The 24,392-nt window shown below is 71.3% G+C and carries 23 protein-coding genes; 8 read left to right on the top strand and 15 right to left on the bottom strand.

The genetic code is table 11. From position 1 onward, the window contains the following. Nucleotides 1-112: 112 nt before the first annotated feature. The 10 genes from ACWGDB_RS30825 to ACWGDB_RS30780 all read right to left on the bottom strand — a co-directional run bounded on the left by ACWGDB_RS30825 (nt 113) and on the right by ACWGDB_RS30780 (nt 10,272). Entirely contained in the window at nt 113-1,084 is a 972-nt protein-coding gene (locus ACWGDB_RS30825) for an N-acetylglucosamine kinase (RefSeq protein ID WP_453825422.1), read from the bottom strand. Beyond that, nucleotides 1,075-2,340, bottom strand: a complete 1,266-nt coding sequence (locus tag ACWGDB_RS30820; protein WP_453825421.1) for a 6-phospho-beta-glucosidase — start codon at nt 2,338-2,340, stop codon at nt 1,075-1,077. The genes ACWGDB_RS30825 and ACWGDB_RS30820 overlap by 10 nt, the downstream gene beginning before the upstream one ends. A gap of 90 nt (nt 2,341-2,430) precedes the next feature. Then, entirely contained in the window at nt 2,431-3,321 is an 891-nt protein-coding gene (locus ACWGDB_RS30815; protein ID WP_453825420.1) for a carbohydrate ABC transporter permease, read from the bottom strand. 2 nt (nt 3,322-3,323) lie between these two features. Then, on the bottom strand, nt 3,324-4,265 hold the full coding sequence (locus tag ACWGDB_RS30810; protein WP_389444060.1) for a carbohydrate ABC transporter permease: 942 nt from the start codon (nt 4,263-4,265) through the stop codon (nt 3,324-3,326). Between the two features lie 8 nt (nt 4,266-4,273). Then, nucleotides 4,274-5,611, bottom strand: a complete 1,338-nt coding sequence (locus ACWGDB_RS30805; protein ID WP_453825425.1) for an ABC transporter substrate-binding protein — start codon at nt 5,609-5,611, stop codon at nt 4,274-4,276. Between the two features lie 122 nt (nt 5,612-5,733). Next, complete coding sequence (locus ACWGDB_RS30800) at nt 5,734-6,945, bottom strand: ROK family transcriptional regulator (protein ID WP_383614187.1); 1,212 nt, start codon at nt 6,943-6,945, stop codon at nt 5,734-5,736. Nucleotides 6,946-7,104: 159 nt separating this feature from the next. Next, nucleotides 7,105-8,367: an MFS transporter gene (locus ACWGDB_RS30795; protein WP_453825419.1), complete on the bottom strand. Its 1,263-nt coding sequence runs from the start codon at nt 8,365-8,367 to the stop codon at nt 7,105-7,107. A gap of 45 nt (nt 8,368-8,412) precedes the next feature. Then, the gene (locus ACWGDB_RS30790) at nt 8,413-8,709 is read right to left on the bottom strand and encodes a Uma2 family endonuclease (protein ID WP_453825418.1); all 297 of its coding nucleotides are present in this window, start codon (nt 8,707-8,709) and stop codon (nt 8,413-8,415) included. 2 nt (nt 8,710-8,711) lie between these two features. Continuing rightward, a complete protein-coding gene (locus tag ACWGDB_RS30785; RefSeq protein ID WP_453825417.1) occupies nt 8,712-9,029 on the bottom strand; it encodes a hypothetical protein in 318 nt (105 codons plus the stop codon). A gap of 148 nt (nt 9,030-9,177) precedes the next feature. Beyond that, a complete protein-coding gene (locus tag ACWGDB_RS30780; protein WP_453825416.1) occupies nt 9,178-10,272 on the bottom strand; it encodes a mechanosensitive ion channel family protein in 1,095 nt (364 codons plus the stop codon). A gap of 317 nt (nt 10,273-10,589) precedes the next feature. On the opposite strand from ACWGDB_RS30780, the gene ACWGDB_RS30775 reads away from it, so the two are divergent. Beyond that, nucleotides 10,590-11,126 (top strand): HNH endonuclease, encoded by a 537-nt coding sequence (locus ACWGDB_RS30775; RefSeq protein ID WP_031476758.1) that lies wholly within the window; start codon nt 10,590-10,592, stop codon nt 11,124-11,126. A 102-nt stretch (nt 11,127-11,228) separates the two neighbouring features. Here ACWGDB_RS30775 and ACWGDB_RS30770 read toward each other — a convergent pair whose 3' ends face one another. Genes ACWGDB_RS30770 through ACWGDB_RS30760 form a run of 3 tightly spaced genes read right to left on the bottom strand, consistent with a single transcriptional unit; the run spans nt 11,229 to nt 13,812 of the window. Then, nucleotides 11,229-12,587: an FtsX-like permease family protein gene (locus ACWGDB_RS30770; RefSeq protein WP_453825415.1), complete on the bottom strand. Its 1,359-nt coding sequence runs from the start codon at nt 12,585-12,587 to the stop codon at nt 11,229-11,231. After that, nucleotides 12,584-13,282, bottom strand: coding sequence for an ABC transporter ATP-binding protein (locus ACWGDB_RS30765; RefSeq protein ID WP_453825414.1), 699 nt, complete (start codon nt 13,280-13,282; stop codon nt 12,584-12,586). The genes ACWGDB_RS30770 and ACWGDB_RS30765 overlap by 4 nt, the downstream gene beginning before the upstream one ends. Further along, nucleotides 13,279-13,812 carry a PadR family transcriptional regulator gene (locus tag ACWGDB_RS30760; RefSeq protein WP_453825413.1) on the bottom strand — a complete coding sequence of 178 codons (534 nt, stop codon included), beginning with the start codon at nt 13,810-13,812 and terminating at the stop codon, nt 13,279-13,281. Before ACWGDB_RS30760 ends, ACWGDB_RS30765 begins: the two co-directional genes overlap by 4 nt. 248 nt (nt 13,813-14,060) lie before the next feature. On the opposite strand from ACWGDB_RS30760, the gene ACWGDB_RS30755 reads away from it, so the two are divergent. The 3 genes from ACWGDB_RS30755 (at nt 14,061) to ACWGDB_RS30745 (ending at nt 16,796) form a co-directional block, all read left to right on the top strand. Continuing rightward, nucleotides 14,061-14,288 carry a hypothetical protein gene (locus ACWGDB_RS30755; protein WP_383614355.1) on the top strand — a complete coding sequence of 76 codons (228 nt, stop codon included), beginning with the start codon at nt 14,061-14,063 and terminating at the stop codon, nt 14,286-14,288. Then, a complete protein-coding gene (malQ, locus tag ACWGDB_RS30750; protein WP_453825412.1) occupies nt 14,289-16,433 on the top strand; it encodes a 4-alpha-glucanotransferase in 2,145 nt (714 codons plus the stop codon). 105 nt (nt 16,434-16,538) lie between these two features. Further along, nucleotides 16,539-16,796, top strand: coding sequence for a hypothetical protein (locus ACWGDB_RS30745; protein WP_453825411.1), 258 nt, complete (start codon nt 16,539-16,541; stop codon nt 16,794-16,796). A 140-nt stretch (nt 16,797-16,936) separates the two neighbouring features. Here the strand turns inward: ACWGDB_RS30745 and ACWGDB_RS30740 are convergent, their stop codons facing one another. After that, nucleotides 16,937-17,524: a TetR/AcrR family transcriptional regulator gene (locus ACWGDB_RS30740; RefSeq protein ID WP_453825410.1), complete on the bottom strand. Its 588-nt coding sequence runs from the start codon at nt 17,522-17,524 to the stop codon at nt 16,937-16,939. Between the two features lie 133 nt (nt 17,525-17,657). On the opposite strand from ACWGDB_RS30740, the gene ACWGDB_RS30735 reads away from it, so the two are divergent. The 3 genes from ACWGDB_RS30735 to ACWGDB_RS30725 all read left to right on the top strand — a co-directional run bounded on the left by ACWGDB_RS30735 (nt 17,658) and on the right by ACWGDB_RS30725 (nt 21,107). Beyond that, nucleotides 17,658-19,136, top strand: a complete 1,479-nt coding sequence (locus ACWGDB_RS30735) for an FAD-dependent monooxygenase (protein WP_453825409.1) — start codon at nt 17,658-17,660, stop codon at nt 19,134-19,136. 121 nt (nt 19,137-19,257) lie between these two features. Continuing rightward, nucleotides 19,258-20,190, top strand: a complete 933-nt coding sequence (locus tag ACWGDB_RS30730) for a DMT family transporter (RefSeq protein WP_453825408.1) — start codon at nt 19,258-19,260, stop codon at nt 20,188-20,190. Between the two features lie 14 nt (nt 20,191-20,204). Continuing rightward, entirely contained in the window at nt 20,205-21,107 is a 903-nt protein-coding gene (locus tag ACWGDB_RS30725) for a LysR family transcriptional regulator (RefSeq protein WP_453825407.1), read from the top strand. 67 nt (nt 21,108-21,174) lie between these two features. Here ACWGDB_RS30725 and pepN read toward each other — a convergent pair whose 3' ends face one another. Further along, nucleotides 21,175-23,751, bottom strand: a complete 2,577-nt coding sequence (pepN, locus tag ACWGDB_RS30720; RefSeq protein WP_453825406.1) for an aminopeptidase N — start codon at nt 23,749-23,751, stop codon at nt 21,175-21,177. Between the two features lie 112 nt (nt 23,752-23,863). Between pepN and ACWGDB_RS30715 the strand changes: the two genes are divergently transcribed. Further along, nucleotides 23,864-24,337, top strand: coding sequence for a DUF1203 domain-containing protein (locus ACWGDB_RS30715; RefSeq protein ID WP_453825405.1), 474 nt, complete (start codon nt 23,864-23,866; stop codon nt 24,335-24,337). Nucleotides 24,338-24,392 lie beyond the last annotated feature (55 nt).

Here is a 24,392-nt window from a genome sequence, read left to right as displayed (position 1 = left end):
CCGTCCGGCGTTTGAGGACGAGGCCGTTCAGGCCGAAGCGGGGGTCTGGGGGCGGCAGCCCCCAGGTACGGGACGGGTAGGGGCGGCGGGGGCGAGGAACCTCGGCGGGTGCCTACGGCTCGAAGTGTTGGCGGAGTCGGACGTGTACCTCCGGGAGTGCCCCGACCGCGTCCAGGCCCAGCAGGGCCGCGCCCAGGACCGGGCTTGCCGTGACCACGGTCGAGACGGCCTTCGGGGCACGGATGGTGAGCAAGTCGTGGATGGTGTCGATCAGTTGGGGGTGGCGGGCAGCCAGTACGCCTCCGCCCAGGAGCACCGGTGTCGACTCCTCCAGGAGGTCCAGTCGGGTCAGGGCGACCGTCGCCATGGTGACCACTTCGTCGGCGAGGCGGTCCACGAGGTCGCGGGCGATCGGGTCACCGGCCGCCGCGGTGGTGAAGAGGACCGGGGCCAGCTCGTGGCGGCGGGCGGGGGCGATGTGTTCGAGGTGCAGGGCCTCGATCAGGGCGTACATGGTGGGCAGGCCGAAGTGGGCGGGCAGCGTGTGCGTCAACGTCGTGGGCGCTCCTCGGCCGTCCTCCGCCCGTGCCGCGTGCCACAGGGCTTCCTCCGCCAGACCCCAGCCGCCTCCCCAGTCGCCGGAGATGCGGCCCAGCGCGGGGAAGCGGGCGGTACGGCCGTCGGGGCGCATGCCCACGCAGTTGATGCCGGCGCCGCAGACGACGGCCACGCCGCGGGGTTCCGGCACGCCCGACCTGAGGATCGCGAAGGTGTCGTTGCGGACCTCGACGGTCGTGCCCCACGCGCGTGCCTGCAGAGCCGCGGTCAGTTGCTCCTCCTCCACCGGGAGGTCGGCGTTGGCCAGGCATGCCGAGACATGGTCGGCGGACGTCACGCCGGCCGCGGTGAAGGCCTGGTCGACTGCTGCGGCCAGGGTGTCCATCGCCGGCTCCACGCCGACCGCGGGTGGGCGGAAGCCGCCGCCGCGGGCCGTGGCCAGCACGGTCCCGTCGGCGGCCACCACTGCCACGTCGGTCTTGCTGTTGCCCGCGTCTACGGCGAGGACACGTGCGGTCAGGCCCACGCGAGATGCTCCCGGTTGTGTGCGATCAGTTGGTCGGTGAGGGCTTCGGCGTACTCGTACTGGCCGATCAGGGGGTGCGACAGGAGGGCCTTGAAGACCCGGTCGCGGCCGCCGTGCAGGGCCGCTTCCAGCGCCAGGTGCTCGTACGCCGTCACCTGGGCCATCAGGCCCGCGTACAGCGGATCCACGGTCGGTACGGCGAGGGGGGCCGGGCCCTTCGCGCCCACCGCTGCCTGTACTTCGATCACCGCGTCGTCGGGGAGGAAGGGGAGCGTGCCGTTGTTGAGGGTGTTGACCACCTGGTACGGGCTGCCCGACCCGCCGAGCAGGGCTGCCGCCAGGTCGACCGCCGCCTCGGAGTAGTAGGCCCCGCCCCGCTTGGCGAGGAGCTCCGGCTTCTCGTCCAGGGACGGGTCGGCGTACAGCGCGAGCAACTGGCGTTCCATGTCCGCCACTTCCGCTGCCCTGGACGGCTTGGTGCGCAGCTCACGTACGACCTCGTCGTGCGCGTAGTAGTAGCGCAGGTAGTACGACGGGACCGCGGTCAGGCGGTTCAGGAGGGGGCGGGGGAGATGCAGGTCGGCGGCGATCGTGTCGCCGTGGTCGGTCAGGAGCTTCGGCAGGACGTTCTTGCCCTCGGGGCCGCCCAGGCGTACGCCCGTCTCCCAGGTGAGGTGGTTGAGGCCCACGTGGTCGAGGTGGATCTCGGAGGCGGGGACGTCGAGCATGGCCGCGAACTTCCGCTGGAAGCCGATCGCCACGTTGCACAGGCCGACCGCCCTGTGGCCCTCCTGGAGCAGGGCCCGGGTCACGATGCCGACCGGGTTGGTGAAGTCGATGATCCAGGCGGTGGGGTTGGTGCGGCGGACGCGGTCCGCGATGTCCAGGACGATCGGGACCGTGCGCAGGGCCTTCGCCAGACCGCCGGCGCCGGTTGTCTCCTGACCGACGCAGCCGCACTCCAGGGGCCAGGTCTCGTCCTGCTCGCGGGCCGCCTGACCGCCGACGCGAAGCTGGAGGAGGACGGCGTCGGCGCCCTCCACCGCCGCGTCCAGGTCGGTCGTGGTGGTGATCCTGCCGTTGTGGGCCTGGCGGGTGAAGATGCGGCGGGCCAGGCCGCCCACCAGCTCCAGGCGGTCCTTCGCCGGGTCCATCAGGACCAGTTCCTCGATGGGGAGGGTGTCCCGGAGGCGGGCGAAGCCGTCGATGAGTTCGGGGGTGTAGGTCGAGCCTCCGCCGACCACGGTGAGTTTCACTGCGAGGTGCCTCGCTTCCCGGTGCGGGGGACGGTGATCATCGGCCGGGGGTCCGGGGGTTGTCCCCCGGGGAGATGCTGCATGTGTGGTTCAACCCTTTACTCCGGTGAGCGTGACGCCCTCGACGAACGCCTTCTGCGCGAAGAAGAACACGAGGATCACGGGGGCCATGACCAGGACCGTGGCGGCCATGGTGAGGTTCCAGTCGGTGTGGTGGGCGCCCTTGAACGACTCCAGGCCGTAGGAGAGGGTCCAGGCGCCCGGGTTCTCGGACGCGTAGATCTGGGGGCCGAAGTAGTCGTTCCAGGCGTAGAAGAACTGGAAGAGGGCCACTGCGGCTATGCCCGGTTTCGCCATGGGGAGTACGACGCGCAGGAGTGTGCGGAGTTCACCGCAGCCGTCCACCCGGGCCGCGTCCAGGTACTCGTTCGGGATCGTCATCAGGAACTGGCGCAGGAGGAAGATCGAGAACGCGTCGCCGAACGCCATCGGGATGATCAGGGGCCAGAGGGTGCCTGACAGGTCCAGCTGCTTCGCCCAGAACAGGTACATCGGGATGATGATCACCTGGGGCGGCAGCATCATCATCGAGATGACCAGCATCAGGGACAGGTTCCGGCCGCGGAAGCGGAACTTGGCGAGCGCGTACGCCACCGGGATCGACGAGACGACGGTGAGGAGCGTGCCCAGGCCCGCGTAGATCAGGGTGTTCTTCCACCAGGTCAGGAAGCCGGGGGTGTCGAAGACCTTGGTGTAGTTGCCCCACTCCCAGGTGTCCGGGACCAGGTCGCGGGTGAGCGCCTGCTGGTCGCTCATCAGCGAGGTCAGGACGACGAACACGAAGGGCAGGGTGAAGAAGAGCGCGGCCGCGACGCCGAGGGAGTGAATCGCGATCCATTCCAGGAGGGCCCTGCGGCGGGCCGTGCGCTCGGCGGTGGTCGGGGCCTCCAACTGCACCGGCTTGTGCAGTACTTGGGTCATGGTCAGTCACCTGCCTGGATCAGTCCGCCCCGGCGCCGCATCAGCAGCGCGGTGAAGGCCATGGCGAGGGCGAACAGTACGAGGGCGACCACGCAGGCCGAGCCGTAGTCGAAGCGCTGGAAGCCGAGGTTGTAGACGAGTTGGGGGAGGGTCAGGGTCGACTTGTCGGGGTAGCCCGGTTCGAACTGCTGGCCGGAGCCGCCGATGATGCCGGAGGCGACCTTTCCGGCGACCAGCGGCTGCGTGTAGTACTGCATCGTCTGGATCACGCCCGTGACCACGGCGAACATCACGATCGGCGAGATGTTCGGCAGCGTGACGTAGCGGAACCGCTGCCAGGCGGATGTGCCGTCCAGCTCCGCCGCCTCGTACTGCTCCTTCGGTACGTCGAGCAGTGCGGCCATGAAGATGACCATGAGGTCGCCCACGCCCCACAGCGCCAGCGCGGTGAGCGCCGGCTTGGACCAGGCGGGGTCCGTGAACCAGCCGGGGGTCGGCAGGCCCAGGCCGTCGAGGACCGAGTTGACCGGGCCGGTGCCGGGGTTGAGGAGGAAGACGAAGGCCAGCGTCGCCGCGACCGGGGGAGCCAGGTACGGCAGGTAGAACAGGGTGCGGAAGACGCCCGCGCCGGTCTTGATCTTGGTGATGAGCAGTCCGATGCCGAGGCCGAACACCACCCGGCAGGTCACCATGACCAGCACCAGCCAGAGCGTGTTGCGCAGCGCCGGCCAGAACATCGGGTAGTCGTCGAAGACGTAGGCCCAGTTGCCCAGGCCGCGGAAGACCGGGGTGCCGAAGCCGTCGTACTTCATGAAGGAGAAGTACACGGTGGACACCAGCGGGTAGGCGAAGAAGACGCCGAAACCTATGAGCCACGGTGACAGGAAGGCCACCGTTCGAAGCGCCGACCTGCGGCGCTTCGCGCGGAGAGTGTGCGTGGACATCGGCGGAGCTACTTCGCCTGCTCGATGTCGGTGTCGATCTGCTCGGCGGTCTTCTCCAGGCCGGCCTTCAGGTCCTTCACCTTGCCGGACTCGTACTGGTAGCCGAAGTCCTGAAGGGTCGTCTGGTACGTCGAGCCGTTGACGGAGGCCGGCGGGGTGTTCGAGTGCTCGTTCTGGGCGATGTCCAGGAACGTCTTGAAGCCGGGGTCCACCTTCAGGTCGGGCGACTTCAGGGCGGCGAACGTGGAGGGCACGTTGTGGATGGCGTTGGCGAAGGAGACGACGGCCTCGGTGTCGGTCGTCAGGTACTTCACCAGCTCCCAGGCCGCGTTCTGCTTCTTGCTCTGCGGGGCGATGCCGATGATCGTGCCGGAGAGGAAGCCCTTGCCGTACTCGTCGGCCTCGTCGTCGGCGACGGGCATCGGCGCGGTGCCGACCTCGAAGCCGACGCCGGCCTGCTGGGTCATGCCCAGGCGCCACTCGCCGTCGAGCTGCATGGCCACCTGGCCGGTCTGGAACGGATGCTTGGCGCCCCACTCGTCACCGAAGGTGTTGCGGTACTTCTCCAGCTTCGCGAAGCCGCCGAGGTCGTCGATGAGCTTCTTCTGGTACGTGAACATCTCGGCGAAGGCCGGGTCCTTGGCGATGTTGGACTTGCCGTCCTTGTCGAAGTAGGCGTGGTCCCACTGGGACATGTAGTGGTCCACGACCGTCTCGTAGCCGTGGTAGGTCGGCATGAAGCCGAGCCGCTCGTAGCTGTCGCCCTTGGCCTTCGTCAGCTTCTTGGCGACCGTGGCGAACTCCGACCAGGTCTTCGGCGGGGACTCGATACCCGCCTTCTTGAAGGCGTCCTTGTTGTAGTAGAGGCCGTAGGCGTCGCCCAGCAGGGGCAGGGCGCAGCGGGTGCCCTCGAACTGGGTGTAGTCGAGCATCGGCTTCGGGATGAGCTTGTCGAGGTCGAGCTTCGACTTCTCGATGAAGGGCTTCAGGTCGAGGAAGGCGCCCGAGGAGCAGAACTTGCCGATGTTGGAGGTCGTGAACGACGACACCACGTCGGGGCCGCTCGAACCGCCCGCGCGCAGGGCCTGGTTGAGCTTGTCGTCGTTGATGTTGCCGACGACCTTCACCGTGATGTTCGGGTGGGCCTTCTCGAAGGCGTCGACGTTCTCCTGGATCGCCTTGACCTCGGCGGGCGCGCTCCAGCCGTGCCAGAAGGTGATCGTCGTCCTGGCGTTGGGGTCGTCGGTGGCGGCGGAGTCCGACTGGCCGGTACAGGCCGTGGCGAGGAGGGCCAGGGAGGCGGTGGCGGCGAGGGCGGCTGCTGCCTTGCGGGTGGGTGAGGGTATGACGTTCCAGGACTTTCCGGGCATGGCGAGGTCTCCCAAGGGCGGGAACGGGGTGGGTGAGGGAAGGCGGGGGGTGAGTCAGGGGGGTGCGGAGGGGGGAGGTGCGCCGGTGGAGCGGGTCGTCAGCGGGCGGTGTCGAAGACCTCGTCGCGTGTGGTCGCGAGCGCGCTCTCCAACGCGCCCCGCAGCACCGGGTGTTCACGGACGTCGCCGACGACCAGCCTGGGGCGGGCCGCGGCCAGTTCCTCCAGCTCGGACTGGACGAGGGCGCGCAGCACCTCACCGCCGGAGGTGAGGGAGGCGCCGCTGAGGACGATGAGTTCGGGGTCGAGGACGGAGACCAGGGAGGCGAGACCGGTGGCCAGCCGGGTCGCGTAGGTCTGGAGGAGCAGCCGGTGCAGGTCGCTGTCCTCGGCGGCGGCCCGTTCGACGAGGGTGGCGGCGGCCTCGGCGTACGGCGTCGACGGGATGTCGCCGATGCCGAGTTCGCGGGCCAGCCGGGGGATCGCCTGTGAACCGGCCAGCTCCTGGTAGCCGCCACTGTTGGCCTTGGCGACCTGCCGGACCAGGGGTGTTCCGGGGACCGGCAGGAAACCCACCTCGCCCGCGCCGCCGGTCCAGCCGCGGTGCAGCCGGCCGCCGAGGATCAGGGCGGCGCCGAGGCCCCCCTCGTTCCACAACAGGACGAAGTCCTCGTGGCCGCGGGCCGCGCCGAGCCGCTGCTCGGCCACCGCCGCGAGGTTGACGTCGTTCTCGTACTCGACCGGCATCGGCAGGGCCGCGGCGAGTTCGTCCAGGAGTGCGGGGGTGTGCCAGCCGGGGAGGTGGGAGGCGTAGCGCAGCCGGCCCGTGTTGGGGTCGAAGGCGCCGGGGGTGCCGATGACGAGCCGGTGGACGTCGTCGCGGGCGAGGCCCGCCGCCTTCACCGCACCGTCCAGGGCGTCGGTGACCTGCCGGACGACGGGCTGGGCCGGGCGCCTGCCGGGGGTGGGCAGTTCGTACGACCCGACCGTGCGGCCCGTGACGTCGGCGACGGCGGCGAGGATGCGTTCAGGGGTGACGTCGAGCCCGGCGGCGTAGGCGGCGGCCGGGTTGACCTCGTACAGCTGAGCGCCCGGGCCGGGTCGGCCCTCCGTGGTGCCGGTCGCCAGGACGAGGCCGGCGGCCTCCAGGCGGGCCAGCAGCTGGGAGGCGGTCGGCTTGGACAGGCCGGTGAGCTTGCCGATCCGCGTGCGGGACAGCGGCCCGTGCTCCAGGAGGAGGTCCAGGGCGGCACGGTCGTTCATGGCGCGCAGGACGCGCGGGGTGCCCGGCGTACCGGCGGTTCCTGCCATGGGATCGACACCTGCCTTTCGGCTGACCAGCTTCTCAGCGATCTACGAGGGAAGTCCATCCAGGATCACTGTTAGGAAAGTTTCCTATCTGCTGTCGAGGAAAGTAAGCCCGGCAGGAAGTCGGCGTCAAGAGAGGTGGTCCGGCAGGCAACCGAGTCGTTACTTGAGGGCGCTGCGGTCGGGCGCGAACTCGTGCCGCGGGAGCAGGAGCGGGGTCGCCAGCAGCAGGACCCCGGCGAGGGCGATCGCCGCGCGGGTGCCGGTCAGCGCGGCCAGCAGGCCCCACAGTGCCGTCGCCGCCGCGGTCGCCGTCTTGCCGGTGATCGACCAGGCCGTCAGGGTGCGGGTCGTGCGGTCCGGCGGGGTCTGGTCGAGGCGGGCGGTGGAGAGCACCGGGTTGAAGACGCCGATGCAGGTGATCAGGCCGAACTCGACGGCCATGACCAGGAGGAGGCCCGGCGTGCCCGGCCCGATGAAGGCCAGGCCGACGGGCCAGACCGCGCGCAGGGTCCCCGCGGTCAGCAGGACCCGGCGCCGGCCGTGCCGGGCGACCAGGCGCCGGGACAGGCGTGAGCCCAGCAGGCCGCCCAGACACGGCACGGCGAAGGCGAGGCCGTACTGCCAAGGGGGGAAGCCGAGTCGGCCGAGCATCAGGACGGCGAGCAGCGGGGCCGGTGCCATGATCAGGGCGTTGACCAGGACCGTGTTGAGGAACAGCGGGCGCAGCGTGGGGTGGCCGAGGATATGCCGCCAGCCGGCCGGGAGGTCGCTCATCCGCAGGCCCGAGGGGGTGTCGGGGAGCGGCTGGTGCCGTCCCGCCCGCTGCCTGTCGCCCCGTTGCCCCTCCTTGTCGCCGATCGCCCGGATCCCCAGCGCCGACAGCAGATAGCTGGCCGCGTCCACCAGTACCGTCGTCATCGGGCCGAACACACCGACCGCGACCCCGCCGAGCGGTGGGCCGAGTGCGGTGGTCGTCCAGGTCGTGGCCTCGAAGCGGCCGTTCGCCGCGAGCAGGTCCTCCGGTGGCACCAGGGACTTCAGATACGCGCCGCTCGCCGCGCCGAACGTGATGTCCGCCGTGGCGACCACCACCGACACCACCAGCAGCTGGCCGAGGGAGAGTGCGTCCAGCGCGAACGCGGCGGGGATGCTCAGCAGTGCCGCGCACCGGATCAGGTCCGCCGCGATCATCACCGGCCGCTTCCGGCGGAACTCCACCCACGCCCCGAGCGGCACAGCGACCACGGCCCCCACCGCGAGGCCCGACGCCGCCAGCAACGCGACCTCACTCGCCCCGGCGTGCAGCACGACGACCGCGATCAGCGCGAAGGCGTCGAAGGCCAGCCGTGTCCCGAAGGCGCTGACCGCGTACGCCGCCCACAGCCACCCGAACGCCCGCCCCAGCCCCCGCCCGCCCGTCACCGTCCGGACCCTACTCCAGGCCGGTGGCGGTCTGTTCGGGGCCGTTCAGTCCTGGAGGAAGGGGGAGGTGTCCAGGGTGGGATACGGGGCGGGGAGGGGGAGGGGGTCGCCGAGGTCGACCTTGGTGTCGGAGTCGTAGTAGGCCTGGGTGGGGTCGCCGCTGGGGAGGATCGGGTCCGTGTAGCAGTGGGCCGTCTTGGTGTTGCGGTTGATGAGGGCGTAGACGGAGATCCCCACGGCGGCGTATGCGGCCGGCTTGGCGCCGGTGTCGATCGAATGGTTGGTCGATGTGACCTCGCCGACCAGAGCGACCATGTCGATGGGGTACCAGCCCTTTTGCATCTTCAGGTATGAGTTGTCCAGCTCGGTGGGCTCCCGGCGCAGGACGTAGAAGTCGGGATCACCAGGGCCGTGGTGCTGCCGTCGTGGTGAGCGGCACGGAATCCCATGCCCATGCCTGCCAAGTCAAGTCCGGCCATGTGGAACTGGAGGGTGAGTCCGACAGCACCCTTGCTGTGGTTGTAGTCCGGCTGCGGCGGCGCGATGACCGTCCCCTCGACGTACTCGGGTCGAATCGGCGCCACGGACGCTTCTTCGAACGCGATCAACAGATCGATGGGGTCCTGCGTCATGACCGTCTCCATGATGGGTTCGGCACTCATCCCTGGTTCTCCTCGTCATGCTGATGCCAGGCTAAGCCCGCACCGGGTGCCCCGGCTGAACGATGGGGCACCCCGGGCGCTCCCCGCGCCGGAATGCCTCGACCGTTCACTCGAACGAGTGTGCTGAACCGTTCCCGCGATCTCGGCCCTACTTCGTCACGCTCGGCGGCGTCAGCGGCGTGGCCGCCACGGACTGCGGGGAGGTGGTGCTGGCGTAGGCCGAGGGGGCCGCCATGCCCGCCGTCGGGTCGGCCGCGGCCTCCTCCTCCAGGGCCAGGGGAGCCCGGCCGACGATCGGGATGTCGGCGGCGTCGAAGGCGCGCTTGATGCGCCAGCGCAGTTCGCGTTCGACGGTCAGGGCCTTGCCCGGCATGGTCTTCGCCGAGACCCGTACGACCATCGAGTCCAGCAGGACGCTGTCCAGGCCGAGGACCTCGATCGGGCCCCAGAGGAGTTCGTTCCAGGGCTCCTCCTTGCTCATCCGCTCGGCGACCTCGTCGATGGTGGCCCTGACCTTGTCCAGGTCCTCGGAGGAGCGGACGGTGACGTCCACCCCGGCCGTCGACCAGCCCTGGGACAGGTTGCCGATGCGCTTGACCTCGCCGTTGCGGACGTACCAGATCTCGCCGTTGTCGCCGCGCAGCTTGGTCACGCGCAGGCCGACCTCGATGACCTCGCCGGCGGCGACGCCCGCGTCGATCGTGTCGCCGACGCCGTACTGGTCCTCCAGGATCATGAAGACGCCGGAGAGGAAGTCGGTGACCAGATTGCGGGCACCGAAGCCGATCGCGACGCCCGCGACACCGGCGGAGGCCAGCAGCGGGGCGAGGTTGATCTCGAAGGCGGACAGGACCATCAGGGCGGCCGTGCCCATGATCACGAAGCTGGCCACCGAACGCAGCACCGAGCCGATCGCCTGCGAGCGCTGGCGGCGGCGCTCGACATTGACGAGCAGCCCGCCGAGGGCCGTGCCGTCCACCGCCTGGGCGGTGCGGTTCATCCGGTCGATGAGCTTGGTGATCGCCCGCCGGATCACCACTCTCAGCACCGCCGCGATGGCCAGGATCAGCAGGACCCTGAGGCCTATCGCGAGCCAGGTCGACCAGTTCTGCTCGACCCAGGTCGCGGCCTGGGTCGCACTCTCGTGAGCGTCCTTGATCGTGGGAACCGCCGGGGTGGTCGTCCCCGAGGGCGTTGGTGACGGCGTCGGACCGGCAGCCAGTAGGACGGCGGACAGGGACACGGCAGGTACCTCCAGTGCAGCGGCCCGCCCCGTCGGTAGATGGTCAAGGTCACGAAAGGGTCACCGGCGGGGCAGACCCACCACACTAACGGGGCATCGTGTGTGGATCGTCGCCATGTTCGAGGGAGGAATCGTGCCCACGTGGGGATGAACTGGTGGGATGAACCGTTCATCGCCCAGGGGATGAATCAGATGTGGTCGAAAACACTCTCAGCCCGTTACCGGGACATGGTGGCGCTTTCACCAGGCGAGAGGGGAGACTGACTACAGATCGTCCCGGCGCGAGCCACGCGCCGCCGACGCCCAAGGAGGCATCCGTGCCGCATGTCCTGGTCCTCAACGCGTCGTACGAGCCGCTCGGCGTCGTACCGCTCCGCCGCGCGCTCGTCCTCGTCCTCGAGAACAAGGCCGTATGCCTCGAGGAGTCCGGCGCCTTCATGCACAGCGCAACCGTCACAGTCCCCGCACCCAGCGTGGTCCGGCTCAAGCGATTCGTCCGGGTTCCCTATCGGGGGCCCGTTCCTCTTACCCGTAGGGCGCTCTTCGCGCGCGACGGGGGCCGGTGCATGTACTGCGGTGGCGTCGCAACCAGCGTCGACCATGTCATTCCGCGCAGCCGCGGGGGCAAGCACGTCTGGGACAACGTGGTGGCGTCCTGCCGCCGCTGCAACCACGTGAAAGCCGACCGACATCTGTTCGAGATCGGCTGGCGGCTGCGCCACAAACCCGCTCCACCCACCGGTCTCGCCTGGCGCATCATCGGCACCGGGCATAGGGACCCGCGCTGGCTGCCGTACTTGCAACCGTACGGCGCCGAGGACGCCATGGCCCGGATCGACGGCATTTCCGCCTGACGACCCGGGCCTTCGCATACCTGGCGTGCGGCGGCAGGCGTCCGGCCCCGAGGGTCCCCCGTGCCCCCGGGGCCGTCCGTTCACGCGGCCGTACGGCCGTTGTCACACGTACCGCAGCTCCGCCGGCCGCACCGTGCGCCGCAGCAACGGCAGGGACGTGGCCGCGGCCAGCAGGCAGGCGGCGTAGACGGCGACCGGGACCAGGACCGGCACGAGCGGTATCGGCCCGACGGCGTCGTCGATCATCCTGGCCCAGCCCGCATAGATCGCCGTCCCGCCGGCGCCCGCGAGCAGTACCGCCGGGGCGAGCGGCAGTGCGGTCTCCAGGAGCAGCGCCCGGCCGAGCACGCTCTGCGGCACTCCTGCCGCGGCCTGCGCGGCCAGTCCCCGGCGCCGGGTGGCCAGCGACTCGGCGGTGCCCACGGCCAGGGCCGACAGGGTCAGCGCCAGGGCGCCGAGTACCGCGGCACCCGAGAGATCGAGGCCGTTCGTGTAGTACGACCTGCGCTCGGCGAGGTACTCGGTGTTGTTCACGATGTGCAGCAGCACCGCGCGGATGCCGACGAACGCCGTGCCCACCACCGTCAGCAGCAGCACCGCCGCATGCGTGCGAGCCGCCGCCCACGGGTCGTCGCGCAGCCGCTCCGCCGCGATCAGCAGTGCCGGGCGCCGGGCGCGGTCGGCGATCGCGCCGCCCAGCCGCCGGGACGACCAGCCCGCCAGCCACACGGCCGAGACGCCGATCAGCAGGCACAGGGCGAACACCGTCAGCGGGGCGAGGGCGAACCCGACGCCCGTGCCGAAGTAGATGCTCCAGCCGATCCACAGAGTCATCGCCACTATCAGCACGGTCGCCGCCAGGAACGCCCGCCCCGGACCCCGGGTCGGGCGCACCCGCCGTACCCAGCCCAGCGGCGAGGCGACCACCCGGCGCAGCGACAGTGCGCTCACGGCCGCCCCCAGCACCGGGACGGCCACGGCGACCAGGGCGATACCCAGCCACGTCAGGGGCTCGGGGCGCTGCCATATGCGCAGCAGGAGCAGGACGCAGAAAACCGTGGCCGTGGCCGAGCCCGTCAGGCAGGCCAGCCCCGCCTCCAGTGCCGCGATCCGCCGCACCTGCGCGGGCGTGGCCCCCGCGAGTCGCAGCGCGGCAAGGCGCCGGTCGCGGTGTACGGCCCCCACGCGGGCGCACTGGGCGAGGAACCCGAGCACCGCCACCTGCAGCATCAACAGCGCGGTGATCACCCCCTGTCGGTCGCTGGAGTGGTTGAGCAGTCCGCCGCCGACGGACACCGAGTACTGCCCCTCCACGGTGGCGATCGCCGCGACCGCCAGCCCGATCCCGGTCGCGAGCGCCGCCCCGACCGCCGTGAGTGTCACCCGCCACCACTCCCGCCGGTCGGACCCCCGGGTGAGCAGCCAGGCCAGCCGGAGGTCGGCGCTCAGGCGGGTTCTCATGCCGCCACCTCCAGCGGCGTCACGGTGCCGTCGGCCAGCCGCACCTCGCGGTCCGCGTACGCCGCGACCTGGGCGTCGTGCGTGATCAGCAGCACCGCCGTGCCCGACTCGCGGGCCGTGTGGGCCAGGGCCGTCATCACCTGCTCGCCCGCGAGCGAGTCCAGCGCCCCGGTCGGCTCGTCCGCGAAGACGACCCTCGGACCGGTGACCAGGGCCCGCGCCAGCGACGCCCGCTGGGCCTGGCCGCCGCTCATCTCGCCGGGCCGCAGCTCCTCCTGCCCGCGCACCCCGAACCGCTCCAGCCACTCACCGGCCGTCGCCTGTGCCTCCTGCCGACGGGCACCCGCGAGCAGCAGCGGCAGCGCGACATTGTCCAGGGCCGTCAGCTCGGGGATCAGCTGTCCGAACTGGAAGACCACGCCGAACTCCGTGCGCCGCAGCTCGCTCAGCCGCTGCTCGGACAACCGGTCCAGCCGCTCCCCGTCGTATGTCACCGAGCCGGTGTCCGGGCGGACGATGCCGGACAGGCAGTGCAGGAGCGTCGACTTTCCACTGCCGCTGGCGCCGGTCACGGCGAGGATCTCGCCGGCCCGCAGCTCGACGGAGGCACCGCGCAGGGCCTGCGTCCTGCCGTGCGCCTTGACGAGGTCACGGGCCGCAAGAAGCGGCACCGGGTTTCCCCCTGGGTTGCTCATACTGCGTCGACCTCCGCGGTCAGAGTGGTGAGCCGGGCCGCCGTGGTCGTCATCCAACGGAGGTCGGCGTCGAGGTGGTTGAGGGCGTAGTCCGCCGAGAGCACGGTCGCGAGATCGGTGCCCGGCGCGGTCTTGACCGCCGTGAGCTGCCGCATCCGCTCCATGTGGGCGGCACGCTGGGCGCGCAGATAGGCCTCGGGGTCGCCGCCGGACAGGATCGACACGACGACCTTGGCGAAGATCTCGTTCGTCACGAACGGCGCGGGCGGCGCGATCTCCCCGGCCCACCGGGCCAGTTCGAGCGCGCCGTCGTCCGTCGCGCGGTACATGGTGCGCTCCGGGCCGCCGTCCGAGTCGGTGCCGTCGACCTCGGCGAGTCCGTCGCGGACCAGCCGCTGCAAGGTCGTGTAGACCTGCCCGTAGGCCAGCGGGCGGGCCTGCGGGAAACGTTCGTCGTGGCGTCGCTTGAGGTCGTAGCCATGGCTCGGCCCCGTGGCGAGCAGCCCCAGCAGGATGTGGCGGGTGCTCATGCGGATCATTATGTACTGAGTACATGTACTGAGTGAATAGTGATCAGCAAGAAAACCCGGAAATCCGCAGGAGCGGAACAGGATGTGCGGAACAGAATGTGATGAGCGGCACGTTGTTCGCCTTTGTACGTCTGCCACCGCGCCCGCTGGGTAGGGACGGCGGTAACCCGCACGCCGTACTCGAAGAGGAGGCCCCCGTGGCCACAGCATCGGCCCTTTCCAAACCCGAGGCGCCCAGCGAGACCGAGATGTACGAAGGCGTCTTCACCGAACCCGAGATGTACGCCTGTGTCTTCAGCTCCGAGGGCGCCTGCACCGAGACCCCGCTCACCAGCGAACCACCCCTGCCCGACGCCGAGCCCCTCACCAGCGAACCGCCGCTCGCGGATGCCGCACCGCTGACGAGTGAGGCGGCGACCTGGGACATGGGTATGGACATCGGTATGGACATGGACATGTACTCCACGAGGCCGTAGATGGCAGGACAGCGGTCGGCCGAAGCCCCTGCCGAAGACCCGGAGGGTCCCGAAGGTCCCCTCTCCGAAGACCTGTCGCGGCTCGCCGAGCTGCACGGCGTCGCCACCTCCTACCAGCCGTCCGCCGACCGCACGGTCACGGCCTCCGCCACCGCGCTCACCCTCGCCCTGGCCGCCCTCGACGTCGACGCGAGCACGCCCGCGTCCGTCGGTGCCGCACTGGCCGCGCGGGAGCGTGAGCTGCGCGAGCGGCTGCTGCCGCCGACAGTGGTGTGCCGGCCCGGCGCCGAGCCCCTGGCGCCGGGCGCGCTGCCGCCCGGCACCCGGCTGCACATCGAGACCGAACAGGGCGACACCCGCGCCGCGGTCGACCGGCTCCCGCCCGCCGGCCAACTCCCGCCCGGCGTCCACCGATTGACCGTCACCACACCTGACGGCCGTACGGCGACGAGTCACCTGGTCGTCGCCCCGGCCAGGCTGCCCACGCCCACCGCGCGGTCGTACGGCCTTCTCGTCCAGCTCTACTCCCTCCTGTCCCGCCACTCCTGGGGCATGGGTGACCTCGGCGACCTCGGCGAGCTGGCCGCCTGGGCCGGCCGGGCGCTCGGCGCCGGATTCGTGCAGGTCAACCCGTTGCACGCGGCCGTACCCGGAGCCCCGACCGACCCTTCGCCCTACCGCCCGTCCTCCCGCCGCTTCCCCGACCCGGTGCATCTGCGGGTCGAGGACGTGCCCGAGTTCGCCCATGTCGAGGACCGCGAGCGCGTGCGGGCCCTGCTGGAGCGGGCCGGGCGGCTGCGGGAAGCGGTGCTGGAGAAGGGGGAGTTGATCGACCGGGACGCCGTGTGGGAGGCGAAGCGGGAGGCGCTGGAACTGGTGCGTGAGGTGCCGCTCGGGCCCGGGCGGCGGGCCGCCTACGTCGACTTCCTCGCACGGGAGGGACGGGCGCTGGAGGACCACGCCACGTGGTGCGCACTGGCCGAGCTGCACGGCTCGGACTGGCGGCGGTGGCCGGAGGGGCTCCGGGATCCCCGCTCGCCCGAAACCGACCGCGCGCGGCGCGAGTTGATGGACCGGGTCGACTTCCACTGCCGGCTCGCCTGGCTCACCGACACCCAGCTGACCGCCACCCAGCGGATCGCGCGGGAGGCGGGGATGCCGGTCGGGATCGTGCACGACCTCGCGGTCGGGGTGCATCCCGAGGGCGCGGACGCCTGGGCGCAGCAGGAGTACTTCGCGGCCGGGATGTCGGTGGGCGCCCCGCCGGACGCCTTCAACGCGCGCGGCCAGGACTGGGGGCTGCCGCCCTGGCGGCCGGACCGGCTGGCCGAGTCGGGGTACGAGCCGTACCGCCGGCTGCTCAGAGCGCTCTTCCGGTACGCGGGCGCGCTGCGGATCGACCACGTCATGGGGCTGTTCCGGCTCTGGTGGGTGCCGCAAGGGCATGCGCCGACGGAGGGGACGTACGTCCGCCACGACGCGGAGGCCATGCTCGCCATCCTGGTGCTGGAGGCCTCCCGGGCCGGAGCGGTGGTGATCGGGGAGGACCTCGGCACGGTCGAGCCCGGTGTGCGGGAGGCGCTGCGTTCGCGGGGTGTGCTGGGCACCTCGGTGCTGTGGTTCGAGCGGGACTGGGACGGCGACGGCCGCCCCCTGCCGCCGGAGTCCTGGCGCTCCGACTGCCTCGCCACCGCCACCACGCACGACCTGCCGTCCACCGCGGCCCGCCTCACCGGCGAACACGTCGAACTCCGTGACGGCCTCGGCCTGTTGACCCGCCCCGTGGAGCAGGAGCGCGCGGAGGCCGCGGCCGACACCGGCGAGTGGCTGGAGCTGCTGTCCCGGCTCGGGCTGATGCGCGGCACGCACGGCGGGCACTGTGCCTCGGAGGAGGAGGCCGAGATCCAGGCCGTGCATCGCTTCCTGCTGCGCACCCCGGCCCGCATGGTCGGCATCTGGCTCCCCGACGGCGTGGGCGACCGCCGCCCGCAGAACCTGCCGGGCACGTGGGACCAGTACCCGAACTGGCGGCTGCCGATCGCGGACGCGCAGGGAAAGGCGATGACGCTGGAGGAACTGGCGGCGTCGCCGAGGATGCGGGCGTTGCTGGAGGTGCTGCGGGGAGACGCCCGCCGGCACGGCTGACCGGCACGGTCGGGCCCCGCGGCGGGCGGCGTCCGCGGGGCCGGGTGCTCCTTACGGCACCCCCCGGACGCGCGGGCCCCGGCGGCGTTCGGTACTTTTGGCCCCGTGGACAAGAAGAACGCCCTGCGCGCCGGCGCCCTGGCTTCCGGTACGACGCTGATGATGCTGCTGATGTCGTCCCCCGCGCTCGCGCTCACGCGTGACGACGGCGACGACCCGGGTCAGGGCCTGAGCGTCATGGAGACGCTGGCCCAGTTCGTCATTGCCCCGATCGTGATCTTCGCGGTCATCGTGGGCCTCGTGATGGTCCTCGACCGCTCCACGGACCGCCAGCCGAAGGCGAAGGCCAAGGCGAAGGCCTGATCCGCGCGGTCCCGACCGCCCCCCGCTTCTGTCGAGGGCGCCGGCCCCGTCGTACGTACGCGCATCCGCCGTACGTGGACGAAGCCGGCGCCCTCGATGCGTTCTGCGGTGCTCTCCGGGCGGCGCGTGGCGGTTGACTCTCACGCCGGGTACGGCGCGGTCAGATACCGCTGCACCGTCGGCGCGAGCCAGGCCACGATCTCCTCGGGGGCCAGTGCCACGGCGGGCGGGAACCGCAGGACGTAGCGCGTGAGCGCCAGCCCGAGCAACTGCGACGACGCCAGCGCGGCCCGCGCCGGGGCCTGCTCGGGATCGGGGCACACCCGACGGGCCACCGGCAGCAGCTGGTCCGCGAAGATGCCCTGCATGCGCTCGGCCCCGGCCTCGTTGGTCGCGCCGACCCGGAGCAGGGCCGTCAGCACCTCGTTCTCCTCCCACATGGCCAGGAAGTGGGTCACGAGGGCCCGGCCGACGCCGTCGCGGGACAGCGACGCCGGTTCCGGCAGCTTCAGATCGATGGCGATGGCCGCCGCGAAGAGCCCCTCCTTGTTGCCGTAATAGCGCATCACCATCGACGGGTCGATGTTCGCGTGCTTGGCGATCGCGCGGATGGTGGCGCGCTCGTAACCGTCCGCCGCGAAGCGCTCGCGGGCCGCGTCGAGGATCGCCGTGCGCGTGGCGTCGGAGCGGCGAGGGGCGGTGCCTCCGGGGCTGCTGCTCTGCGTCATGCCAACAATCGTATGCCAACGTGTGTAGGCCAACAAGTGTTGACAGGGGTGGAGGGCGGTTCTATGTTTGCCAACAAGCGTTGACCAACGTTCGTTGGCCAACAAGCGTTGGCATCGGCATCGGGAGGCCTCCATGACCGCCAAGAACGGCACCGGCACCGGCACCGGCTCCACCCACCCCGTCCTCGTCGTCGGCTCCGGCCCCACCGGTCTCCTCCTCGCGGGAGACCTCGCCGCCGCCGGGGTCCGCGTCACCCTCGTCGAGCGGCGCCCGCACAGGATCAGCAACCTCTCCCGCGCCTTCGGTGTGCACGCCCGCACCCTGGAGCAGCTCGACGCCCGCGGCCTCGCCGACGAGCTGATCGCCACCGGCAGCACCATCACCGAGCTGCGACTGTTCCGCCGCCTCTCGCTGGACCTGGGCACGCTGCCGTCGCGCTTCCCGTTCCTGCTCATCACCCCGCAGTACGAGGTGGAGCGGCTGCTGGAGCGGCGGGCGCGCGAGCTCGGGGTCGAGTTCCTCTTCGAGAGCGAGGTCGTGGGACTGCGACAGGACGACGACGGGGTCGACCTCGATGTGCGCGGTCCGGACGGGGCGGTCGTCACGCACCGCGCGGCCTACGTCGTCGGCGCGGACGGCCACCGCAGCGCCGTACGGCGGGCGATCGGCCAGCCCTTCCCCGGAGTCTCCGTCATCAAGTCCCTGTTCCTGGCGGACGTCCGGCTCGCCGAGCAGCCCGCGAGCGTGCTCACCGTCGACGGCGCGGGTGACTCCTTCGCGATGATCGCGTCCTTCGGCGACGGCTGGTACCGCGTCATGGGCTGGAACCGCCGCCACGAGGTCCCCGACGACGCCCCGCTCGACCTCGCCGAGGTCAAGGAGGTCACCCGCCGTGCCCTCGGCACCGACTACGGCATGCACGACGCGCGCTGGCTCTCCCGCTTCCACAGTGACGAGCGGCAGGCTCCGCAGTACCGGATCGGGCGGGTCTTCCTCGCCGGCGACGCCGCGCACGTCCACTCACCGGCCGGCGGTCAGGGCATGAACACCGGCCTGCAGGACGCGGCCAACCTCGGGTGGAAGCTCGCCGCGGTCGTCAACGGCCGACAGCCCGAGACCCTGCTGGACACCTACCAGGCCGAACGTCACCCCGTCGGCAAGGCGGTACTGCGCAGCAGTGGCGGGCTGGTCCGGCTGGCTCGGGCGCAGAGCCCGGCCCTGCGCGCCGTCCGCGCCGTCTTCTCCGCCTTCGTCAACGCCGCCCGGCCTGCCCAGGCGAAGGCCCTGGCCCAGATCTCGGGCATCGGGTACGGGTACGCCGCCCCGCGCGGCTCCCACCGCCTGGCCGGCACCCGCGTCCCGGATGTGGCTCTGGGGAGTGGCCGCCTGTACGAGGCCCTGCGGGGCGGGCGGTTCGTGCTGGTCCTCCCGTCGGCCGGGGAGGCGCCCGAGGTGCAGGGCGGCCGCAAGGACCGGCTCGCCGTGGAGCGTTGGGCGAGCGACCGCCGTACGGCCATGCTCGTGCGGCCCGACGGATACGTGGCGTGGGCCGCGGACGCCACCGACGCGCGGTCGGTCGAGGCGGCGGTCGCCGAGCACGTGGGTGAGTGAAGCCCCTCCCGCAACCTTTCAGCTCTCCTGAAAGGAACGCTCGGAAAGTTTCGATGGACGCGACAGATTGCGCGCTGCGACGGTGGACCCGTCACCGTCACCGCCCATCGAAAGGACCTCTGTGCCCGCCGTCCTGAACCGGACCGCCCGTACGACATCCCCTTCCACCACCCCGACCCCGAGGACGGCCGCCGTCCTCGGGGTCGCTCTCGCCGCTCTCGCCACGGTCGTCTGGTCCGGCAGCTTCGTCACCTCACGGGCGCTGCACGACAGCGTGCCGCCGGTGCAGCACGCCTTCTGGCGATGGCTGGTGGCGCTGGTCGCGGTGGCTCCGTTCGGTGCCCGGCAGGCCTGGCGGCAGCGGGAGCTGATCCGCAGGCACCTCGGCTTCGTGCTCCTCGCCTCGCTGCTCGGCGTCACCACCTACAACACTCTGGTCAACCAGGCCGGCGTGACCACTCCCGCCGCCAACATGGGCATGATCATGGCCGCCTCGCCGGTGCTGATGGCGCTGTTCGAGCGGGCCGCGGGGGTACGGCTGGGCGCGCGCCGGGTGGTCGGGCTGCTGGTGGCCTGCGCGGGCGTCCTGCTGCTGATCGGCAGTGGTGCGGGCGGCGCAGGGTTCGCGGCCGGGGATCTGTGGATGGTGGCGGCGGCCTGCTGCTTCGGGTCGTACAGCGGGCTGTTGCGGCGGCGGCCGGCCGAACTGGGCGGTGCGGCCTTCCTGTTCACGACGTTCCTGGTGGGTACGGTCCTGCTGGTGCCCGCGCAGGGCGTGAGCCTGGCGGTGCAGGGCGGGTTCGAGCCCACCGCCGGGACGCTGCTGCCGATCCTCTACGTGGGGGTCGCCTCCTCCGCCGTCGCCTTCTTCGCCTGGAACCGGGCGATCGCGCTGGTCGGCCCGAGCCGTGCCGGGGTCGTCTACTACCTCCAGCCGGTGTGCGTGGCCCTGCTGTCCTGGGCGGTCCTCGGCGAGGCGACCGGCTGGACGCAGATGGTGTGCATGGGGCTGATCCTCGGCGGAGTCGTCCTGGGAGCGGCGTCGCGGCGGTGACATAGGTTGCCGCCATGGTCGAGTGGGACATCCGCAAGCTGCAGATCCTGCGGACGCTGCGGGAGCGGGGCACAGTGACGGCGACCGCCGAGGCGCTGCGGATGACGCCGTCGGCGGTGTCGCAACAGCTGACGAATCTCGCTCGGCAGGTCGGGGTGCCGTTGCTGGAGGCACAGGGGCGGCGGGTGCGGCTGACGGACGCGGCCCGGCTGGTGCTGCGGCACGCCGAGGCCGTGTTCGAGCAACTGGAGCGGGCGGACGCCGAGTTGGCGGCGTACGTGCACGGTGAGGTCGGGGAGGTGCGGGTGGGCGCCTTCTCCACGGCCGTGCCGGCGCTGGTCGTACCGGCGGTGCGGGCGTTGCGTCAGACGCATCCCGGAGTGACCGTACGGGTGCGCGAGGCCGAGGCACAGGAGGCGTACGAGCTGCTGGCCGGCGGGGAGGTGGACCTCGCCCTGTCCCTCGCGGCCCAGGCACCGACGGTGGGCGACGCGCGCTTCACCCGGGTGACGCTGCTCGCGGACCCACTGGACGTCGCCCTGCCCCCGGGCCACCGGCTGGCGCAGGCCGAGCAGGTGCGGCTCGCCGATCTCGCCGCGGAGGAGTGGATCTTCGGCGGCAGCGGGCCGTGGTCGGACATCACGCGCGGCGCGTGCGAGGCCGCCGGGTTCAGCCCCCGGCAGGGGCACTCGGCCGCCGGGTGGACGGCGATCCTGGCGATGGTCGAGGCGGGAATGGGGGTGGCGCTGGTGCCGCGGATGGCCGCGGTGGCCAGGGACGGGGTCGTGATGCGGGTGCTGGGGGAGCAGCGCCCGGTGCGGCACGTGGTGGCCGCGGTGCGCAGGGGGAGCGAGGCGGGGGCCGCGGTGGGGAGGGTGCTGTCGGCTCTGGAGGCCGCTGCCGCGGGGCTCGGCTGAGGGCGGGACGACCAGGGGCGCCCGGTGTTGTACCGGGCGCCCCCTAAAAACGGTCGTACGACGTCGGTTACAGCTCCGCCGCCGCGTCCGCGGCCTGCGCCTTCAGCGCGCGCTCAACACCCGACCGGGACTCGGAGATCAGGCGTCGCAGGGCCGCGTTCGGCTCGGCCGAGGTCAGCCAGGCGTCCGTCTTGCGGAGGGTGTCCTCGGAGACCTGGATCGTCGGGTACAGGCCGATGGCGATCTGCTGGGCCATCTCGTGGGAGCGGGCGTCCCAGATGTCCTTGACCACCTCGAAGAACGTGTCCCCGTAGGGAGCCAGCAGCTCGCGCTGGTCGGTCTGGACGAAGCCGACGATGACCGCTTCCTGCAGCGAGTTCGGCAGCTTGTCGGAGTCGATGACCGACGACCATGCCTCGGCCTTGGCCTCCGCGGTCGGCCGGGCGGCGCGGGCCGTGACGGCGTGGCGCTCGCCGGCGGCCGTCTTGTCCCGCTCGTACTCGCCCGCGATCTCCGCCTCGTCGAAGCGGCCCACGGCCGCCAGACGCTGGACGAAGGCCCAGCGCAGCTCCGTGTCGACGGCCAGCCCCTCGATCGTCTGGGAGCCGTCCAGCAGGCCCTCCAGCAGGTCGAGCTGCTCCGGCGTACGGGCGGTCGCCGCGAACGCCCGTGCCCACGCCAGCTGGTGGTCGCTGCCCGCCTCGGCGGCGCGCAGATGGGCCAGCGTGGCGTCCGTCCAGCGGGTCAGCAGGGCCTCGCGGGTGCCCGGGGCGGCGTACAGCTCGATCGCCAGCTTGACCTGGCGCTGCAGTGACTGCACGACACCGATGTCGGACTCCTTGCCGATGCCCGACAGGACCAGCGAGAGGTAATCGCGGGTGGCGAGCTCGGCGTCGCGCGTCATGTCCCAGGAGGACGCCCAGCACAGGGCCCTGGGGAGGGAGGCGTCGAAGTCGCCGAGGTGGTCCGTCACGAACGCGAGGGACTCCTCGTCCAGGCGGACCTTCGCGTACGACAGGTCGTCGTCGTTGAGGAGGACGACGTCCGGGCGGCGCGTGCCCGACAGCTGCGGTACGGCGGTGAGTTCGCCGTCCACGTCCAGCTCGAGGCGCTCGTCGCGCACCAGCTTGCCGGTGCCGGCGTCCAGGTTGTACAGGCCCACCGCGATGCGGTGCGGGCGCAGGGTCGGCTCGCCCTTGGCGCCGGCCGGCAGCGCCGGGGCCTCCTGGCGGATCGCGAAGGACGTGATCACACCGTCGGCGTCCGTCTCGATCTCGGGGCGCAGGACGTTGATGCCCGCCGTCTGCAGCCACTGCTTCGACCAGGTCTTCAGGTCACGGCCGGAGGTCTCCTCCAGGGCGCCCAGCAGGTCGGACAGACGCGTGTTGCCGAACGCGTGCCGCTTGAAGTACGCCTGGACACCGCGGAAGAACTCGTCCTGGCCGACATACGCCACGAGCTGCTTGAGGACCGAGGCGCCCTTGGCGTAGGTGATGCCGTCGAAGTTGACGAGCACGTCGTCCAGGTCGCGGATCTCCGCCATGATCGGGTGCGTCGACGGCAGCTGGTCCTGGCGGTACGCCCACGTCTTCATCTGGTTCGCGAACGTCGTCCACGCCTGCGGCCAGCGCGACTCGGGGTGGTGCGCCTGGCAGGCGATGGAGGTGTAGGTGGCGAACGACTCGTTCAGCCACAGGTCGTTCCACCACTCCATGGTGACCAGGTCGCCGAACCACATGTGGGCCAGCTCGTGCAGGATGGTCTCCGCACGCCCCTCGTACGCCGCGCCCGTCACCTTGGACCGGAAGACGTACTGGTCGCGGATGGTCACCGCGCCCGCGTTCTCCATCGCGCCCGCGTTGAACTCCGGCACGAAGAGCTGGTCGTACTTCTCGAACGGGTACGCGTAGTCGAACTTCTCCTGGAACCAGTCGAAGCCCTGCCGGGTGACCTCGAAGATCGCGTCCGAGTCGAGGTACTCGGCGAGCGAGGGCCGGCAGTAGATGCCGAGCGGGACGGACTGGCCGTCCTTCTCGTAGACGCTGTGCACGGAGTGGTACGGGCCGACGATGAGTGCCGTGATGTACGACGAGATACGCGGCGTCGGCTCGAAGGACCAGACGTTGTCCTGGGGCTCCGGGGTGGGCGAGTTGGAGATCACCGTCCAGCCCTCGGGGGCCTTCACGGTGAACTGGAAGGTGGCCTTCAGGTCGGGCTGCTCGAAGGACGCGAAGACGCGGCGGGCGTCCGGAACCTCGAACTGGGTGTACAGGTACGCCTGCTGGTCGACCGGGTCGACGAACCGGTGCAGGCCCTCGCCGGTGTTGGTGTACGCGCAGTCGGCGACGACCCGCAGGACGTTGCGGCCCTCCAGCAGGCCGGGCAGCGCGATGCGGGAGTCCTCGAAGAGGGCGTCCGCGTCGAGCGCGTCGCCGTTGAGGGTCACCTCGTGGACGGCCGGGGCCACGAGGTCGATGAAGGAGTCGGCGCCGTTCTCCGCGACATCGAAGCGCACCGTGGTCACGGACCTGTAGGTACCGCCCTCCTGCGCGCCGGAGAGGTCGAGATCGATCTCGTACGAGTCAACGGTCAGCAGCTTCGCCCGCTGCTGCGCCTCTTCGCGAGTCAGGTTTGTGCCAGGCACGCGGTCATCTCCTCGATATGTGTGGGTTCGGTCATCCTTCCATGGGACCTGCACGGAGCGCGATGTCCGTTTACCGCCGGTGGGCACGACGTACGCGCGTGACGCTGGAGGCATGACGACCTATCCGGCACGCCCCATCGATCCGACGGCCCTGAAGGAGCTTCGCTCTGCTGACGACGCGGGACGCCGGACGGTTCCCGTGACCGATGAGGAGGGCGGGGCGCCGCTGCGCTGCTGCCTGCGCCGCAGCGCCCCCGGCGAGCGCATCGCCCTCGTCTCGTACGCCCCGCAGCGGCGCCGGGCGGCCGAGAACGGGGTCGATCCCGGGGCCTACGACGAGCAGGGGCCGGTGTTCATCCACGCCGAGGAGTGCGGGGGCCCGGACGGGGACGCGCTGCCCTTCGCCAACGCCCACCGGACCGTCCGCCGCTACTCGGCGGACGGGCGGATCCTCGGGGGGCGGCTGGTGGAGCCGGGGGACTTCGAGAGGGCGTTCGCGGAGGCGTTCGCCGACCCGGGTGTGGCGTTCATCCATGTGCGGGCCGTGGAGTACGGGTGTTTCCTCTACGAGGTGCGCAGGGGGTAGCCACCGGAAGCAGCACAACGAGAGGGGCGCCCACCGTCCACCGGTGGGCGCCCCT

Source organism: Streptomyces sp. NPDC055013 (genome assembly GCF_053608645.1).
The sequence above is the reverse complement of the archived record's forward strand: the minus strand, read 5'-3'. Positions and strand labels throughout refer to the sequence as shown.